The organism is Microbacterium terricola (assembly GCF_027943945.1).
In the GTDB taxonomy this organism is placed as follows: domain Bacteria; phylum Actinomycetota; class Actinomycetes; order Actinomycetales; family Microbacteriaceae; genus Microbacterium; species Microbacterium terricola.
This window is the reverse complement of sequence record NZ_AP027141.1, coordinates 3,029,870-3,044,867: the sequence shown is the minus strand read 5'-3', so window position 1 is coordinate 3,044,867 and position 14,998 is coordinate 3,029,870. Positions and strand designations below refer to the sequence as shown.

15 protein-coding genes are annotated in these 14,998 nt (G+C 71.1%); 5 read left to right on the top strand and 10 right to left on the bottom strand.

The window, feature by feature from the left end:
- Window positions 1-91 precede the first annotated feature (91 nt).
- The 8 genes from Microterr_RS14495 to Microterr_RS14460 all read right to left on the bottom strand — a co-directional run bounded on the left by Microterr_RS14495 (window position 92) and on the right by Microterr_RS14460 (window position 8,352).
- Window positions 92-1,174, bottom strand: coding sequence for an ABC transporter substrate-binding protein (locus tag Microterr_RS14495; RefSeq protein WP_263797125.1), 1,083 nt, complete (start codon window positions 1,172-1,174; stop codon window positions 92-94).
- A gap of 44 nt (window positions 1,175-1,218) precedes the next feature.
- Window positions 1,219-2,523: a sulfate adenylyltransferase subunit 1 gene (locus tag Microterr_RS14490; protein ID WP_404810176.1), complete on the bottom strand. Its 1,305-nt coding sequence runs from the start codon at window positions 2,521-2,523 to the stop codon at window positions 1,219-1,221.
- Window positions 2,523-3,479, bottom strand: a complete 957-nt coding sequence (gene cysD / locus Microterr_RS14485) for a sulfate adenylyltransferase subunit CysD (RefSeq protein ID WP_263797128.1) — start codon at window positions 3,477-3,479, stop codon at window positions 2,523-2,525. Before cysD ends, Microterr_RS14490 begins: the two co-directional genes overlap by 1 nt.
- Entirely contained in the window at window positions 3,476-4,219 is a 744-nt protein-coding gene (locus Microterr_RS14480; protein ID WP_263797129.1) for a phosphoadenylyl-sulfate reductase, read from the bottom strand. The genes cysD and Microterr_RS14480 overlap by 4 nt, the downstream gene beginning before the upstream one ends.
- Complete coding sequence (locus Microterr_RS14475) at window positions 4,216-5,961, bottom strand: nitrite/sulfite reductase (protein ID WP_404810212.1); 1,746 nt, start codon at window positions 5,959-5,961, stop codon at window positions 4,216-4,218. The genes Microterr_RS14480 and Microterr_RS14475 overlap by 4 nt, the downstream gene beginning before the upstream one ends.
- A 134-nt stretch (window positions 5,962-6,095) precedes the next feature.
- Window positions 6,096-6,797, bottom strand: a complete 702-nt coding sequence (locus Microterr_RS14470) for a sirohydrochlorin chelatase (protein ID WP_263797130.1) — start codon at window positions 6,795-6,797, stop codon at window positions 6,096-6,098.
- A 26-nt stretch (window positions 6,798-6,823) separates the two neighbouring features.
- Window positions 6,824-7,573 carry a cache domain-containing protein gene (locus tag Microterr_RS14465; protein WP_263797131.1) on the bottom strand — a complete coding sequence of 250 codons (750 nt, stop codon included), beginning with the start codon at window positions 7,571-7,573 and terminating at the stop codon, window positions 6,824-6,826.
- Window positions 7,570-8,352 (bottom strand): FadR/GntR family transcriptional regulator, encoded by a 783-nt coding sequence (locus Microterr_RS14460; RefSeq protein ID WP_263797132.1) that lies wholly within the window; start codon window positions 8,350-8,352, stop codon window positions 7,570-7,572. The genes Microterr_RS14465 and Microterr_RS14460 overlap by 4 nt, the downstream gene beginning before the upstream one ends.
- A gap of 149 nt (window positions 8,353-8,501) precedes the next feature.
- Between Microterr_RS14460 and Microterr_RS14455 the strand changes: the two genes are divergently transcribed.
- The 4 genes from Microterr_RS14455 to Microterr_RS14440 all read left to right on the top strand — a co-directional run bounded on the left by Microterr_RS14455 (window position 8,502) and on the right by Microterr_RS14440 (window position 12,566).
- Complete coding sequence (locus Microterr_RS14455; protein WP_263797134.1) at window positions 8,502-9,536, top strand: ABC transporter ATP-binding protein; 1,035 nt, start codon at window positions 8,502-8,504, stop codon at window positions 9,534-9,536.
- Between the two features lie 69 nt (window positions 9,537-9,605).
- Window positions 9,606-10,781 carry an ABC transporter substrate-binding protein gene (locus Microterr_RS14450; RefSeq protein ID WP_263797135.1) on the top strand — a complete coding sequence of 392 codons (1,176 nt, stop codon included), beginning with the start codon at window positions 9,606-9,608 and terminating at the stop codon, window positions 10,779-10,781.
- A gap of 54 nt (window positions 10,782-10,835) precedes the next feature.
- Window positions 10,836-11,759: an ABC transporter permease gene (locus tag Microterr_RS14445; RefSeq protein ID WP_263797136.1), complete on the top strand. Its 924-nt coding sequence runs from the start codon at window positions 10,836-10,838 to the stop codon at window positions 11,757-11,759.
- A 6-nt stretch (window positions 11,760-11,765) separates the two neighbouring features.
- Window positions 11,766-12,566 carry an ABC transporter permease gene (locus Microterr_RS14440; protein WP_263797138.1) on the top strand — a complete coding sequence of 267 codons (801 nt, stop codon included), beginning with the start codon at window positions 11,766-11,768 and terminating at the stop codon, window positions 12,564-12,566.
- A gap of 220 nt (window positions 12,567-12,786) precedes the next feature.
- On the opposite strand, the gene Microterr_RS14435 is transcribed toward Microterr_RS14440, so the two are convergent.
- Window positions 12,787-13,506, bottom strand: coding sequence for a MarR family winged helix-turn-helix transcriptional regulator (locus tag Microterr_RS14435; RefSeq protein ID WP_263797139.1), 720 nt, complete (start codon window positions 13,504-13,506; stop codon window positions 12,787-12,789).
- 115 nt (window positions 13,507-13,621) lie between these two features.
- Between Microterr_RS14435 and Microterr_RS14430 the strand changes: the two genes are divergently transcribed.
- The gene (locus Microterr_RS14430) at window positions 13,622-14,146 is read left to right on the top strand and encodes a MarR family winged helix-turn-helix transcriptional regulator (RefSeq protein WP_263797141.1); all 525 of its coding nucleotides are present in this window, start codon (window positions 13,622-13,624) and stop codon (window positions 14,144-14,146) included.
- 20 nt (window positions 14,147-14,166) lie between these two features.
- On the opposite strand, the gene Microterr_RS14425 is transcribed toward Microterr_RS14430, so the two are convergent.
- Window positions 14,167-14,988 (bottom strand): hypothetical protein, encoded by an 822-nt coding sequence (locus Microterr_RS14425; RefSeq protein WP_263797143.1) that lies wholly within the window; start codon window positions 14,986-14,988, stop codon window positions 14,167-14,169.
- Window positions 14,989-14,998 lie beyond the last annotated feature (10 nt).

Below are 14,998 nucleotides of genomic sequence, written 5' to 3'. Positions count from 1 at the left end.
AACCGCGGGACGGATGCGGCCGCCCCGGCGCGCTCGGGCGCCGCGTCCGCCGGTGCTCCGGCGGACGCGACACCCTGCGACGCGGGCTGCGTCATGAGCCGTCCTCACCCAGCCCTGCGGCCGAGACCGTCTCGCGATCGGAGTCGGACAGCAGGGTGTTGAGCAGTCGGAGGTCGAACAGGCCCTCGATCGAGCCGTCCTTCTGCGTGCCGGCCTCCAAACCGTTGGCGACGAGCGTCTCGAACGTCTCCGCGTGCGGGTTCACCGAGAACGTGACGTTCTCGAGCGCCCTGGCCAGCACGTCGTCGGCGAGGGGCTTGCCCGCGTCGACCTCGAGCTGCGCGTTGATGGCGGCCGACGCATCCTCGGCGTTCGCCTCGATCCACGTGATCGCCTCGTCGTTGGCGGCCACCAGCTCCGCGACCGTCTCAGGGTGCTCGGCGAGGAAGTCGGCGTTCACCAGCAGCACGGTGGTGGGGAAGGCGCCGTCCTCCCAGAGGTCGGCTTCGTCGACGAGCACGTGCGCCCCGCCCTCGAGGATCAGGCGCGACGCCCACGGCTCGGGCAGCCACGCCCCGTCGAGGTCGCCCTCCTGGAACAGGGTCAGCGTCTGCGCGTTCTCGGTGGGGGTGATGTGCACGTCCCCGCCGCCGGTGGTGTCGGTCTCGTAGCCCTCGTCGGCCAGCCAGCTGCGCAGCGCGACGTCCTGGGTGTTGCCGAGCTGAGGAGTGGCGAGCGTAGTGCCGGCGAGGTCGTCCGGGCTGTCGATGCCGTCGCGGACCACCAGCTGCGCACCGCCCGAAGTGACGCCGGCGACGATGCGCACCGACTCGCCGGCGGACTGGATGTACGAGTTGATCGAGGGGTTCGGGCCGATGTAGGTGGCGTCGATCGCCCCGGCCGACAGTGCTTCGATCGCGGCGGGGCCGGCGTTGAAGATCTGCGTCGTGAGCTCGGTGCCCTCGAGCTCGTCCGCCAGGATGCCCTCGTGCACCCCCACGAGCGCGGGCGCGTGCGTGACGTTCGCGAAGTAGCCGAGCCGGAGCGCGTCGGCCGCCGTGCCCCCGGTGAGGTCGGCCGGCTCGTCGCTCGACGCCTCGGCGGAGGCGCCGCAGCCCGCGAGCATCATCGCAGCCACGGCCAGGGTAGTGATCTTGAAGATGCGGGTGTTCATCAGTCGCCTCCTTCTTGTTCGAGTGGACCCCGGCCCGAGGCGAATCAGGCCAGGACGGTGCCGGCGGCGAGAGTCGCGCCGTCGGACGGGTGGATGACCAGGAACGAGCCGCCGTGCCGGTTCACGGCGTACGGTTCGACGGGGAGCTCGGGGGCGACGCGCACGCGAGCGCGTCCGATGTCGTTCACGGCGAGCGTGCTCGCGTCGTCGTGCGCGAGGGTGTCGAGGTCGTAGCGGCTGGTGACCTCCACGACCGCCTGCACGGTGGCGGTGCCGTGCTTGACGAGCACCCGCGTACCGCTGGCCAGGGGCCGAGCGTCGAGCTGGAAGAGCTCGGCGGCGAACTCCCGCGTGCCCGCGGGGGCGGAGCCGGATGCTGTCAGCACGGCGCCGCGGGCCGCATCGACGTCATCGGCGAGCTGCACGGCCACGGACTGCGGGCTGATCGCCTCCTCGACCGCGACGCCCGCCGCGGTCAGGCCGGTGACGGTCGTCTCGATGCCGCTCGGGAAGACCGTCACGCGGTCGCCGACGCGGACGGTGCCGGACGAGATGCGCCCGGCGACGGCCCGGTAGTCGCGGTAGGCGGCCTGCTCGCCCTCGGTGATCTCGGGCGAGAGTCCGCCCTGCGGCCGCAGGACGAGCTGCACGGGGAGGCGGAATGCCTCGAGATCGCTGTCGAGCTCGTCCTGGCCGGGGAGCGACTCGAGCAGCTCGAGCAGGGCAGGACCGGTGTACCAGGGCGTGTGCGGGCTGCGGTCGACGATGTTGTCGCCTTCGAGCGCTGAGACCGGGAGCACGTGCACGGCGGGGATCCCCAGCTCGTCGGTGACCGCACGCACCTGGGACTCGACCGGCGCGAACGCATCCGCGGCGTAGTCGAGCAGGTCGATCTTGTTGACGGCGACGATCACGTGCGGCACACGCAGCAGGGCGATCACGGCGAGGTGGCGGCGGGTCTGCTCGAGCACGCCCTTGCGGCCGTCGATGAGGACGACGACCGCGTCGGCGGTGGTCGCTCCGGTGACCATGTTGCGCGTGTACTGCACGTGGCCGGGGCAGTCGGCGAGCACGAAGCTGCGCGCGCCGGTGGAGAAGTAGCGGTAGGCGACGTCGATCGTGATGCCCTGCTCGCGCTCGGCGCGGAGGCCGTCGGTGAGGAGGGCGAAGTCGAAGCCCGTGCCGTGCGCGAAGCCGCGCTCGACGGAGGTGCGCGCGACCTGCTCGAGCTGGTCGGCGAGGATCGCCTTCGAGTCGTGCAGCAGTCGCCCGACGAGGGTCGACTTGCCGTCGTCGACCGACCCCGCCGTCGCGAAGCGGAAGAGGGTGGGTTCGCTCACCGTCGTCATCAGAAGTACCCGTCCTTCTTTCGGTCCTCCATGGCGGCCTCGGAGAGGCGGTCGTCCGCGCGGGTGGCGCCCCGCTCGGTCACGGTGGAGCGGGCGACTTCGGCCACGACCGCGGCGACGTCGGCAGCATCCGATTCGACCGCGCCCGTGCAGCTCATGTCGCCGACCGTGCGGTAGCGCACCACTCGGCGCTCCAGCGTCTCGCCGGCGCGGATGGGGGAGAACTCGCCCGTCGCACGCCACATTCCGTCGCGGGCATACACCTCGCGCTCGTGCGCGTAGTAGAGCGGTGGCAGGGCGATGGCCTCTCGCTCGATGTAGCGCCAGACGTCGAGCTCGGTCCAGTTCGAGATCGGGAAGGCCCGGACGTGCTGACCAGGGGTGTGGCGCCCGTTGTACAGCGCCCACAGCTCAGGGCGCTGGTTGCGCGGATCCCACTGACCGAACTCGTCGCGCAGCGAGATGATGCGCTCCTTGGCTCGGGCTTTGTCCTCGTCGCGGCGGGCGCCGCCGAACACGGCGTCGTGGCGGCCGGCCGCGATCGCGTCGAGCAGCGGCTGCGTCTGCAGCGGGTTGCGGGTGCCGTCTGCGCGCTCGTTGAGACGGCCGTCGTCGATGTAGTCCTGCACCCGGGCGACCTCCAGGCGGATGCCGAGGCGGGCGACGGTCTCGTCGCGGAAGGCGAGCACCTCGGGGAAGTTGTGCCCGGTGTCCACGTGCAGCACGGGGAACGGCACGCGGCCGGGGAAGAACGCCTTCGTGGCCAGATGGAGGACGACGACCGAGTCCTTGCCGCCCGAGAACAGCAGCACGGGGCGCTCGAACTCGGCGACCACCTCGCGGATGATGTGGATGGCCTCCGCCTCGAGGAGGTCGAGGGTGGAGAGGCCGACTCCCCTGCGGGTCGTTGAGCGAGCGAACCGAGACGAAACGTCTGCGGTGTTCGAGATCGTCATGAGTGCAGCCCGCATTCCGTCTTCGAGAGCCCGGCCCATCGACCCGAACGCGGATCCTCGCCGGCCGCGACGGGCTGGGTGCAGGGCTCGCACCCGATCGAGGGGTACCCGTTGGTGACGAGCAGGTTCACCGGCACCTGGTGGGCGCCGGCGTAGTCGAGCAGATCGTCGAACGTCCAGGCGGCGACCGGGTTGACCTTGACCAGCCCGTTGCGTTCGTCCCAGGTCACCAGCGGGGTGTTCGTCCGGGTGGGCGCCTCCTCGCGGCGGACGCCGGTGAACCACACCTCGTAGCCGCCGAGGGCGTCCTGCAGCGGAGCGACCTTGCGGCGGGCGCAGCACAGGGCGGGGTCGCGCGCGTACAGCTGCGCGCCGAACTCGGCGTCCTGCTGAGCGACGGTCTGCTCGGGGAGCACGTCGACGATCCGCACGTCGAGCACACGTCCGACCTCGTCGCGCGTGTGGCGCGTCTCGGCGAAGTGGTAGCCGGTGTCGAGGAAGAGCACGTCGACGCCGGGGAGCTGCTCGGCCACGAGGTGGGGCAGCGCGGCATCGGCCATCGAGCAGGCGACGGCCGCAGCATCCGTCGAGAAGTTCTCGGCCACCCAGCGCACGACCTCGGCGGGGGAGGCCTCGTGGTCGGTCAGGCTGCCGAGCAGCTCGTTGCCGGCCTCCGCGAGTGCGCGCAGCTCGTCGGGGGCGCGCCGGACGGCGGCGCGCGGCGCGAGGGAGACGCTCATTGGAGTGCCTCCTCGTCCGCGCGGTGCGCCCACTGGGCGAAGGTCTCGTCGGCGGCGCTGTCGCGATCGGCGAGGAAGCGCCGCACGACCCGCTCGGTGTACTCCGCGATGCCGTCGGCCTCGACCTTGAGCCCGCGGACGGTGCGGCCGAGGCCGGCCTCGTCGCGGTCCTGCGAGGCGAGCCCGCCGCCGAGGTGCACCTGGTAGCCGGGCACCTGCTCGCCGGCGTCGTTCGTGATCAGCTGGCCCTTGAGCCCGATGTCGGCAGTCTGGATGCGCGCGCACGAGTTGGGGCAGCCGTTGACGTGGAGGCTGATCGGATGCGGCAGGTCGAGGCCGCGCAGGCTCTCTTCGAGGGCGAGCACGGCGTTGGTGGCGTTGACCTTGGTCTCGACGATGGCGAGCTTGCAGAACTCGATGCCGGTGCAGGCGATGGTCCCCCGGCGGATGAGGCTCGGCCGGGAGCTCAGGCCGAGGCGGTCGAGCTCGGCGATGAGCGGGTCGATGTTCTCCTCAGGCACGTCGAGGATGACGAGCTTCTGGTGCGGGGTCGTCCGCAGGCGGGTCGATCCGTGCGTCTCGATGACGTCGGCGAGCTCGGCCAGCGTCGGGCCCGACACGCGGCCGACGATCGGGGTGACGCCGATGTAGAAGCGGCCGTCCTTCTGGCGGTGCACGCCGATGTGGTCGCCGGGCGTCGAGGGCTTCGGCGCGGCAGGCCCGTCGAGCAGGGGTGCGGAGAGGTACTCGGTCTCGAGCACGTGGCGGAACTTCTCGGCTCCCCACTCGGCCAGCAGGAACTTGAGGCGTGCCTTGTTTCGCAGGCGCCGATAGCCGTAGTCGCGGAAGATCTGCGCGACGCCGTGCCACACCTCGGCGACGCGCTCGGCCGGCACGAAGGCGCCGAGGCGCTCGCCCAGGCGCGGCGTGGTCGAGAGGCCGCCGCCGACCCACAGGTCGTAGCCCACGCCGTGCGCGGGGTGGTCGATGGCGACGAAGGCGACGTCGTTGATCTCGTGCACGACGTCCTGGCTGGGGTGCCCGGTGATCGCGGACTTGAACTTGCGGGGGAGGTTCGCCAGCGACGGATCGCCGATGAACCGCTCGGTGATCTCGTCGATCTGCGGGGTCGGGTCGATGAGCTCATCGGCCGAGATGCCGGCGACCGGCGAGCCCAGGATGACGCGCGGCACGTCGCCGCACGCCTCGGTGGTGCCGAGCCCGACGGCCTCCAGTCGACGCCAGATCTCGGGCATCGCCTCGACCTGGATCCAGTGCAGCTGGATGTTCTGCCGGTCGGTCAGGTCGGCGGTGTCACGGCCGAACTCGGTCGAGATCCCGGCCACGACCCGCAGCTGCTCGGTGGTGAGCTGGCCGCCGTCGATGCGCACGCGCAGCATGAAGTACTCGTCTTCGAGCTCGTGCGGCTCGAGAGTCGCAGTGCGTCCGCCGTCGATGCCGGGCTTGCGCTGCGTGTAGAGACCCCACACGCGGAACCGGCCGTGCAGGTCGGTCGGATCGATCGACGCGAATCCGCCCTTCGCGTAGACCTTCTCGATGCGGTCGCGCACACTCAGGCCGTCGTCGACCTGCTTCCACTCCTCGTTGCCGTTGAGCGGGGCGGTGCCGTCGATCTTCCACTGGCCGTTCGGGCGTGAGGACGGCCGCGGCGGCCGTGCCCTGGCGCCCTCGGCGGCACGCTCGGCGTGCCCGGCGCGCGCGGGCTCTTCTGCGGTCTCGATGCTCACGGGAGTCCTCCGGATGTCCCGGGCGGCCCCCGGGGCAGACGTGGCGGATCTGCTCTACGCGAGGCTAGGCGTCCTACCGGATGGGCGTCGCTGTGTTTCGCGGGGCCGTTAACCAGCGACACATGGCGTCACGAACTTGACGTCGCAGCGGCGCGGTAGCGGGCCACGACCAGGTCGACGAGCTCGTCAGCCGGAGGGGCGTCGTCGAGCAGCGGCCGGGCCACCGGGTGCGGTGCAGAACGCGTGACGGCCAGGTCGTGGAAGTAGCCGGGCGCGAGCAGGTACGTCGCGACGACGACGGGACCGGATGCTGCGGCCGCCGCGACGGCCTCATTCAGGCTCGGCTGCGCCGCAGCGAGGAAGCCCACGGTCACGGGCCGACCGATCCGGTCGGCGAGGAGGGCGGACACGGCGCGGCAGTCGTCGTTGGCGCGCTCGTCGCTGGACCCGGCGACGGCGAGCACGACCGCGGCGTCGGCGTCTGCGTCCGTGCCGAGTGCGGCGAGCCGGTCGGCGAGCACGACGGCGAGGCGGGGATCGGGGCCGAGAGCGGGGGTCACCGTGACGTCGTCGCGGCCGCCGGCGGCCTCGGCGAGGTCGACGTGCACGTGGTACCCGGCGGAGAGCAGCAGCGGCACGAGCACGACCCCCCGGCCGGGGAGGGCGGCGAGGCTCGACGCGATGTCGGGCTGCTGCACGTCGACATGCCCGAGGCGCACGTCGACTCCGGCGAGCCGGGCTGCGACGGCGTCGACCAGCGAGGCGACGGCAGCCTGGCCCGCGGGGGAGCCGGTGCCGTGCGAGATCGCGAGGAGGGCGGGCGGCAGCATCCGCTCATTCTCCCCGACGCCGCACCTCAGGCGGCGATGAGCAGGACCAGCGAGCTGTCGCCGCAGGCGAGGGCTGTCCCGCCGTCGGGCAGCCCGGCCGAGTCGGCGCCGGCGCGGAGCGCGGCGAGCGCCTCGGGCAGGCCGGCTCGGCGGAGGATCGCGCCGGGTTCCAGGTGCGCGTCGGTCGAGGTGACGACGCGGCCGCCCGCGTTCACGATGGTCGCTTCGCCGCGGCCCGACCGCAGCACCGGCAGCAGCTCACGCTCGAGGCGGTCGACGAGCGCATCGGTGCCGACGACGCCGACCATCGCGCCGGCCACCCGCACCGGGGTCGTGATCGTCACGGCGTAGTCGTCGGTGCAGACGTAGTCGACGTAGGGTCCGGTCAGGTGCCGCGCACCGGTGCGGGCGGGGATGCGCCACCACTCCAGTGCCGTGTAGTCGCGGAACTGCTCGTGCGCAGGATCGTCGATGGTCGCGAGGCGCCGCAGTGCGCCCTGACCGCCCAGCCACCAGGCGAGGTGCCACTCGGCGTCGTCCAGGGTGCCGGGAGTCGCGACGAAGCCGGCCCCCGTGATGAGCGCGTCGCGGTGGAGTGCCGGGACGGCGAACTCCTCGACCAGGCCGTCGACGGACTCTGCGGTCAGCGTGTCGAGCGCTGCGAGGCGGCCCTCGAGCAGATCGCGCCATCCGTCGATGGTGGCGAACAGCGCATCGAAGGTGTCGGCGACGCGGTCGGCGATCTCGGTCGGCGTGCGGGTCGTGACGGCGGTCATCGGCCTGCCTCCTCTCGTCGAATGCTTTGGTCGTCCGCCTCGAGGCGTGCCCGCTGGTCGATCAGCCAGCCGAACGCGGACGTGAGGTGGGCCACCGTCGCCGCCCGCGCCCCCGCAGGATCGACGGCGCGGACCGCGGCGATCACCTCCGCTCGGGCGAGCGCACTGCGGTCACGGTACTCCTGGTCGCGCAGGCACAGCCAGAGCAGTGGTCCGGCTTCGCTCTGCATCCGGATCTCCTCGTGCACGAGACGCGGAGACTGGCTGATCGCGGCGATCTCGAGCTGGAAGCGGCTGACCGCGCGCCGGGCGCCGCCGGCCGTGGACAGATCCGCCTGCTCGTCGATCGCGACGAGGCTCTCGATGTCGTCGTCGCTGGCCCGGTCGGCGGCGATCTCGGCGGCCGTGCCAGCGATGGCGCGCACCATCAGCGACAGGTCGCGCAGCTCGATCCGGCTGTGTCCGCGCAGGCGGGACTCGAGGAGGCGGGATGCGGCGTCCCGGTCGTACGTGACGAAGCTCCCGCCGTCGCGGCCGCGGCGCGTGCGCACGAGTCCCTGATCCCGCATGCCCTCGAGCGCCTCGCGGGCTGTGACGACCGCGACGCCCAGGCTGCGTGACAGCTCCGACTCGCTGGGGAGGCGCTCGCCGTCGCGGAGCACGCCGCTGACGATCGCGTCGGTGAGGCGCTGCTGCACGAGCTCGGCCCTGCCGAGGTCTTCGAGCGGGGCGAAGACGACGGCGTGCGCTGCGTCGACGCGACCCGTCGCGTGCGGCATGCGGCTCCCCCGGCAGCGGCCCCGAGGGGCCCGGCGTGTGTCCGGCGGGGGGACCCCGGCCGGTCGTGACACGACCGTAACACGATGGGCACCCTTTTGACATCTGGATCCATATGATTTAGTTGCACCGACGTCGAAGGGGATCGTCCATGACCGATCAGCATCCAGCCATCCGGCTGACCGGGCTCACCAAGGAGTTCGGATCCGTCACCGCGGTCGACCACGTCGACCTCGAGATCGCGGCGGGGGAGTTCTTCTCGATGCTCGGCCCCTCCGGGTCGGGCAAGACCACCGTGCTGCGTCTGATCGCCGGGTTCGAGCAGCCCACCGAGGGGCGCATCGAGCTGTTCGGTCAGGACGTCACCGCGAAGGCTCCGTTCGACCGCGACGTCAACACGGTCTTCCAGGACTACGCGCTCTTCCCGCACATGAGCGTGCTCGACAACGTCGCGTACGGACTGCGGGTGCGGGGGATCGGCCGCAAGGAGCGCCGGGACCGCGCGATGAAGGCGCTCGCCGGCGTCCGGCTCGAGGCGCTGGCCGCACGCAGGCCCTCCCAGCTGTCCGGCGGGCAGCGACAGCGCGTCGCGCTCGCCAGGGCCACCGTCGTCGAGCCCAAGGTCCTGCTCCTCGACGAGCCGCTCGGCGCGCTCGACCTGAAGCTGCGCGAGCAGATGCAGGTCGAGCTCAAGCAGATCCAGCGCGAGCTCGGCATCACGTTCATCTTCGTGACCCACGACCAGGAAGAGGCCCTCACCCTGTCGGACCGCATCGCCGTGTTCCACGACGGTCGCATCGAGCAGCTCGGGACCCCGGAAGACCTCTACGAGCGGCCGGCCTCGCGGTTCGTCGCCGACTTCGTGGGCACATCCAACCTCTTCGACGCCGAGCGCTCCGCCACCCTCATCGGCCGGCAGGGCGAGCACTCCATCCGCCCCGAGCGGCTGCGACTGTCGACCGAGCCGAGCGCGGCCGAGCATGTGCGCAGCGCCCCCGGGACGGTCGTGGAGTCGATCTACGTCGGCAGCGGCATCCGTCGCGTCGTCGATCTGGATGCGGGACTTCGGGTCACCGTGCTCGAACGCAACGACCGATCGCGCGCCGGCGGGCAGGACCGCGGCGACCGCGTCCACGTGAGCTGGCACGACGACGACGTCGTCGCCCTCCTTCCGCCCGGCGCCTAGCCGAGCGAGAGACCCGCGGGCATCCGCCCCGGAGCACCACCACAGCAAGACACCCGAGAGGAAGCACACATGTTCACGACACGCGGAGTCCGCACCGCCGCTGTCGCCGCGATGGTGATCGGCTCGATCGCCATCCTGGCCGGCTGCGGCACGTCATCGGGAAGCTCGGAGGGCGCCGAGGAGCAGACCGAGCTCGGCGACTACGAGGGCCAGGTGTCGATCCTGGCGTGGCCCGGCTACGTCGAGGACGGCAGCAACGACCCGGCCGTCGACTGGGTCAGCGCGTTCGAAGACAAGACCGGCTGCCAGGTGACCAGCAAGTCGTACGGCACGTCCGACGAGGCCGTCAGCCTCATGAAGACCGGCGACTACGACGTGGTGGCCGCCTCCGGCGACGCCACGCTGCGCCTGATCGCCGCCGGCGACGTCGCCCCGGTCAACACCGACCTCATCCCGAACTACGAGGGCGTCTTCGACTTCCTCAAGGACAAGGAGTGGAACTCGGTCGACGGCCAGTCGTACGGCGTTCCGCACGGCTACGGCGCCAACCTGCTCCTGTTCAACACGGATGAGGTGAGCCCCGCCCCGACCTCGTGGGACATCGTGTTCGACGGTGCGAGCGAGTACTCGGGCAAGATCACCGCGTACGACTCGCCGATCTACATCGCGGATGCGGCGGTGTACCTGATGGCGCACCAGCCCGACCTCGGCATCGAGAACCCCTACGCGCTCGACGAGACGCAGTTCGCCGCGGCCGTGGACCTGCTGAAGGCGCAGCGTCCGCACGTCGGCGAGTACTGGTCGGACTACCTGAAGGAGATCCAGGCGTTCGAGACCGGCGACTCGGTCGCCGGCACCACGTGGCAGGTCATCGAGAACGTGCTCGAGGGTGAAGGCGCCGCCACCGACGTCGTGCTGCCCGAAGAGGGCGCGACCGGATGGTCGGACACCTGGATGATCGCCTCGCAGGCCGAGAACCCGAACTGCGCCTACGCGTGGCTCGACTGGATCGCCAGCCCGGAGGCGAACGCGCAGGCCACCGCGTACTTCGGTGAAGCGCCCTCGAGCCAGGAGGCGTGCGACTACCGCGACGACTGCGAGGCGTACCACGCCGGTGACGCCGACTACGCGTCGCAGATCTGGTACTGGACCACGCCGATCGCCGACTGCGTCGACGGTCGCACCGACGTCGAGTGCGTCGACTATGCGCAGTGGACCGAGGCCTGGGCCGAGATCAAGGGCTGACGCCCACGCCGGGGGCGGCGCACACCGCCGCCCCCGGCTTCCCCGAGGAGCACGATGAGCACCCCACCACTGACGGACACGCGCAGCATCCGCGTCCCTCCGCCCCCGGCGACGCCGGCCCGGCGCGCCTCGGCGTTCCTGTCGACGCACCCGCGCACGCGACTGGCCCTGCTGCTGACCGCGCCCCTGTTCTGGCTCGTGGTCGTCTACATCGTGGCGCTGGTGCTCCTGCTGATCACCGCCTTCTGGCGAGTCGACAGCTTCACCGGCGAGATCGTCACCGACTGGACGCTCGACAACATCATCACCGTCGTCACCGGGGCGCTGTACCAGACCGTCACGCTGCGCACGCTGGGCGTCGCCATCGCGGTGACGATCATCGACGTCGCGCTCGCGCTGCCGATCGCCTTCTACATGGCCAAGGTCGCGTCGCCCCGCATGCAGCGGTTCCTCGTGATCGCGGTGCTCATGCCGCTGTGGGCGAGCTATCTCGTGAAGGCGTACGCGTGGCGCTCTGTGCTGTCGCAGGAGGGGATCCTGGAATGGATGCTGGCCCCGCTCGGCCTGCACACCCCGGGCTACGGCCTGACCGCGACGATCATCACGCTCTCGTACCTGTGGCTGCCCTACGTGATCCTGCCGATCTACGCCGGGCTCGAGCGGGTGCCCGACTCGCTGCTGGAGGCCTCTGCGGACCTCGGCGGCAAGACCTGGCGCACCGTCGGCAGCGTCGTGCTGCCGCTGGCGTTCCCCGCGATCATCGCCGGCACGATCTTCAGCTTCTCGCTCTCGCTCGGCGACTACATCACGGTCAACATCGTCGGCGGGGCCAACCAGATGCTCGGCAACCTCGTCTACACGAACGTCGGCGCCGCGAACAACCTGCCCCTCGCGGCCGCGATCGCCCTCATCCCGATCGTGATCATCTTCGGCTACCTCGCCCTCGTGCGCCGCACCGGCGCCCTGAACAACCTGTAGGACGGCATGCGACTCGGAAAGCTCTCGCGGACGACGCTCGCGATCGTGACGGCGGTGATCCTGATCGCCGTCTACGTGCCCCTGTTCGTGGTGCTGGTGAACTCGTTCTCGACGTCGACGTCGCTCACCTGGCCGCCGCCCGGCTTCACGCTCGAGTGGTGGGGCAAGGCGTTCGAAAGTCAGGGGGCCCGCGACGCGGTCACGACGAGCGTGTTCGTCGCGATCATCTCCACGATCATCGCGCTCGTGCTCGGAACGCTCATCTCGATCGCGCTGCAGCGCTTCGAGTTCTTCGGGCGGGACGCGGTGTCGCTCCTGGTGATCCTGCCGATCGCGCTGCCCGGCATCATCACGGGCATCGCGCTGAACAACTTCTTCCGCACGATCATGGGCGTGCCGCTCTCGATCTGGACGGTGGTCATCGCCCACGCCACCTTCTGCATCGTGACCGTGTTCAACAACGTCATCGCGCGCCTGCGCCGCACCGGCACGAACCTCGAGGAGGCCTCGGCCGACCTGGGTGCCGGCGTCTGGACGACCTTCCGGCTGGTGACCTTCCCGCAGCTGCGCTCCGCGCTGCTCGCCGGAGCGCTGCTCGCGTTCGCGTTGAGCTTCGACGAGATCATCGTCACCACGTTCACCGCGGGTTCGGGCGTGACGACGCTGCCGATCTTCATCCTCAACAACATGTTCCGGCCGAACCAAGCGCCGGTCGTCTCGGTGATCGCCGTGGTGCTGGTGGTGGTGTCGATCGTGCCGATCTACCTGGCGCAGCGCCTGTCGGGGTCGGAGCAGACCCGGAGGTAGCCGGGCGGGCGGGGCGCAGCATCCGCTCTCCGACGCCGCCTCGCCGTGACTTCACCTGTCGCAATCTGCGCGTTTCGGAGCACTTTGCGACAGGCGAGCGGCGTGGGTGTGGTGCATGCCAAGCCCCCAGACGCGAGAAACCACTTCTCGGGCGAGACACCGCGCGGGGCGGGGCGTCTCGAACCGGAAGTGGTTTGTCGCGGAGAGCGGATGCTGTGGCTCAGGCGGCCGGGGAGGCCTGCCCACGGGCGAACCCGGCGTCGAAGCCGCGCTCGTACGCCTGCTCGGCGTGGTGCGGGTGCGGGTGGCCGTGGCCGGCACCGTGGCGCGGACCGAAGCCGTGCCCGTGGCCGTGGCCGTGGTCGGCGTCCGGGCCGAACCCGTGGCCGTGGCCGAACTCCGCGTCAGGGCCGAAGCCGTGGCCGTGCCCGAAGCCGTGGCGGAAACCGCGACCGGGGCCGAAGCCGCGTCCACGGCCGAAGCCGCGGCGGCCGACCGGGGACTCCTCGTTCCAGCCGAGCTCGCGGGCGATGGCCTCGAGCGAGGCGAGGGTGGTGGCGAAGTCCTCGGGGGAGACGGCGCCGGCGACCCGTGCGCGGATGCCGCCCACGATCTCGTCGAGCTGCTCCTTGGCGGCGCGCCCGTCGTCGGTCAGCGACCAGGTGCCGTCGTCGGACTGCGCGATCCAGCCGCGCTCGGCGAGGCGTGCTCGGCGTGCGCCCTTGCCCTTGCGGGGAGCGCCTTCCGGGCCGCGCGGACCGCGGCGGGGGGCGTCGACATCGCCGGAGACGATGTTGAGAAGCATCCAGTCGCGGCGGGTGAGGTCGGCGTCGGCGAACGCCTTCGCGAACTCCTCGGTGAGGAGGGCGTCGACCGTGCGCAGCCAGAAGCCGAGCGGACGGCGGTCGGTCGGGAGTGTGTCGTTTTCAGAGGTGTTCATGTTCGAGGTCCTTTCGGGGCGACGCCTGGCGTCGCGTGGTTCCATGTCGTAGTGCATGTATATGTAGTGTGACATGCGCTTAAGAAACATGTCAAGTCACATGTAAAATCGCTTCATGACCGATTCGGATGCTGACGCCATCGTCGCCGCGCTCTCCCAGCTGCGGGGGCGACGCGGACCACGGCCACCGTGGATGGACGGCGCCGGTCACGACGGTCATGGCCACGGCGGTCCCCACGGCGGCTTCCACGGGGGCCCGCACCACCATCCGGGCCACGGCGCCGGCCCGCACGTGCGCTTCGCCGGCCCGGCGCGGCTGCGTCTGCTCGAGACGCTGGCCGCCGCCTCCGCGCCGCTGTCGGTCAGCGAGCTGGCCGAGGCGATCGGCGTCGATCAGCCCCGTGCGTCACGGCTCGTCCAGCAGTGCGTCGACATGGCGCTGGTGCGTCGCGAGGCGGACCCAGACGATGCGCGCCGCACCCGCATCGTGCTCACCGTCGAGGGTGGGCAGATCGTCCGCGGCTTCCGCGGACAGCGCCGCGACGCCGTCGAATCCGCGCTCGCCGGCTTCTCCGATGACGAGCGGGCCGAGCTCGCGCGTCTGCTGACGAAGCTGGCGGCGGCCTGGCCCGATCGCTGATCGCAGCACGGTGCCACCGCTCAGCAGACGATGCTCGCCTGGAAGTAGGCGTTGACGGGGGCGCCGGTCTGGCTGGTGATGGTCACGTAGGCGAAGGTCCCGGATCCGTAGCCCGACCCCTGGTATCCGCCCCACGAGGAGACCAGGACCGCACACGAACTGATGTTGCTGTCTGCGAGCAGCGTGTAGTCCCCTGAGCCTCCGGCGCTGTAAAGAGAGAGCCGCGACGAGGCATACGCGTTGCCCTCCGCGCCGAACACGCCGTAGATCGCCGGCTCGTAGTACCCGGTGGCGTCGATGACGAGCCGCATGCGAGCGCCGCGCGGCTGCACGGAGATCCCGCTGGCGGTGACCGCCACGGTCTGGCTGTCGAGGCTCGCCGAGCCCTTCGTGACGAGGAGGGCCGTCGTGTTCGGCGCCGCTGTCCCACGAGCCCACACGCCGAGGCTTCCGCTCGTGGTGACCTTGGTCGCGGTGACGCTGGCCGTGATCGCCGTCGCGGACGCGGGGATGCCGCATCCCGTCGATTTGCCGCCCTGCGCGCTGAACCCGGCGGTGCCGGACACGCGGAAGTCGCGACGGGCGTCGCTCTTCAGGTTTCCCGCCGTCGCGTTCGCCGTGTCCACCAGTCGGCACGGGGCGATCGGGACGAAGCTGGTGGTGTGACCACCGCTCGCCACATCCTGGGGTGACGCGGCATCGGGTGTGCTGTCGCCGTCGACCCTGGAGTGATCCCCCGGCGGGTCGGTCGCGACGTCCGACGCGGCCGGGGCGGCGAGGACGAATGCCGACGCGAGAGCGAGCGCGGCGACCGCGGCGGAGATCAGGATCCGTGCAGGCATGGCGGTGTCC

Bases quoted from the DNA above. Each gene is read 5' to 3' on its own strand.
- Microterr_RS14470 (WP_263797130.1), bottom strand. From the start codon at position 6,797: ATGCTGCCGCCCGCCCTCCTCGCGATCTCGCACGGCACCGGCTCCCCC.
- Microterr_RS14440 (WP_263797138.1), top strand. From the start codon at position 11,766: ATGCGACTCGGAAAGCTCTCGCGGACGACGCTCGCGATCGTGACGGCG.
- Microterr_RS14430 (WP_263797141.1), top strand. From the start codon at position 13,622: ATGACCGATTCGGATGCTGACGCCATCGTCGCCGCGCTCTCCCAGCTG.
- cysD (WP_263797128.1), bottom strand. From the start codon at position 3,479: ATGACGATCTCGAACACCGCAGACGTTTCGTCTCGGTTCGCTCGCTCA.
- Microterr_RS14460 (WP_263797132.1), bottom strand. From the start codon at position 8,352: ATGCCGCACGCGACGGGTCGCGTCGACGCAGCGCACGCCGTCGTCTTC.
- Microterr_RS14465 (WP_263797131.1), bottom strand. From the start codon at position 7,573: ATGACCGCCGTCACGACCCGCACGCCGACCGAGATCGCCGACCGCGTC.
- Microterr_RS14490 (WP_404810176.1), bottom strand. From the start codon at position 2,523: ATGACGACGGTGAGCGAACCCACCCTCTTCCGCTTCGCGACGGCGGGG.
- Microterr_RS14425 (WP_263797143.1), bottom strand. From the start codon at position 14,988: ATGCCTGCACGGATCCTGATCTCCGCCGCGGTCGCCGCGCTCGCTCTC.
- Microterr_RS14435 (WP_263797139.1), bottom strand. From the start codon at position 13,506: ATGAACACCTCTGAAAACGACACACTCCCGACCGACCGCCGTCCGCTC.
- Microterr_RS14480 (WP_263797129.1), bottom strand. From the start codon at position 4,219: ATGAGCGTCTCCCTCGCGCCGCGCGCCGCCGTCCGGCGCGCCCCCGAC.
- Microterr_RS14445 (WP_263797136.1), top strand. From the start codon at position 10,836: ATGAGCACCCCACCACTGACGGACACGCGCAGCATCCGCGTCCCTCCG.
- Microterr_RS14495 (WP_263797125.1), bottom strand. From the start codon at position 1,174: ATGAACACCCGCATCTTCAAGATCACTACCCTGGCCGTGGCTGCGATG.
- Microterr_RS14455 (WP_263797134.1), top strand. From the start codon at position 8,502: ATGACCGATCAGCATCCAGCCATCCGGCTGACCGGGCTCACCAAGGAG.
- Microterr_RS14450 (WP_263797135.1), top strand. From the start codon at position 9,606: ATGTTCACGACACGCGGAGTCCGCACCGCCGCTGTCGCCGCGATGGTG.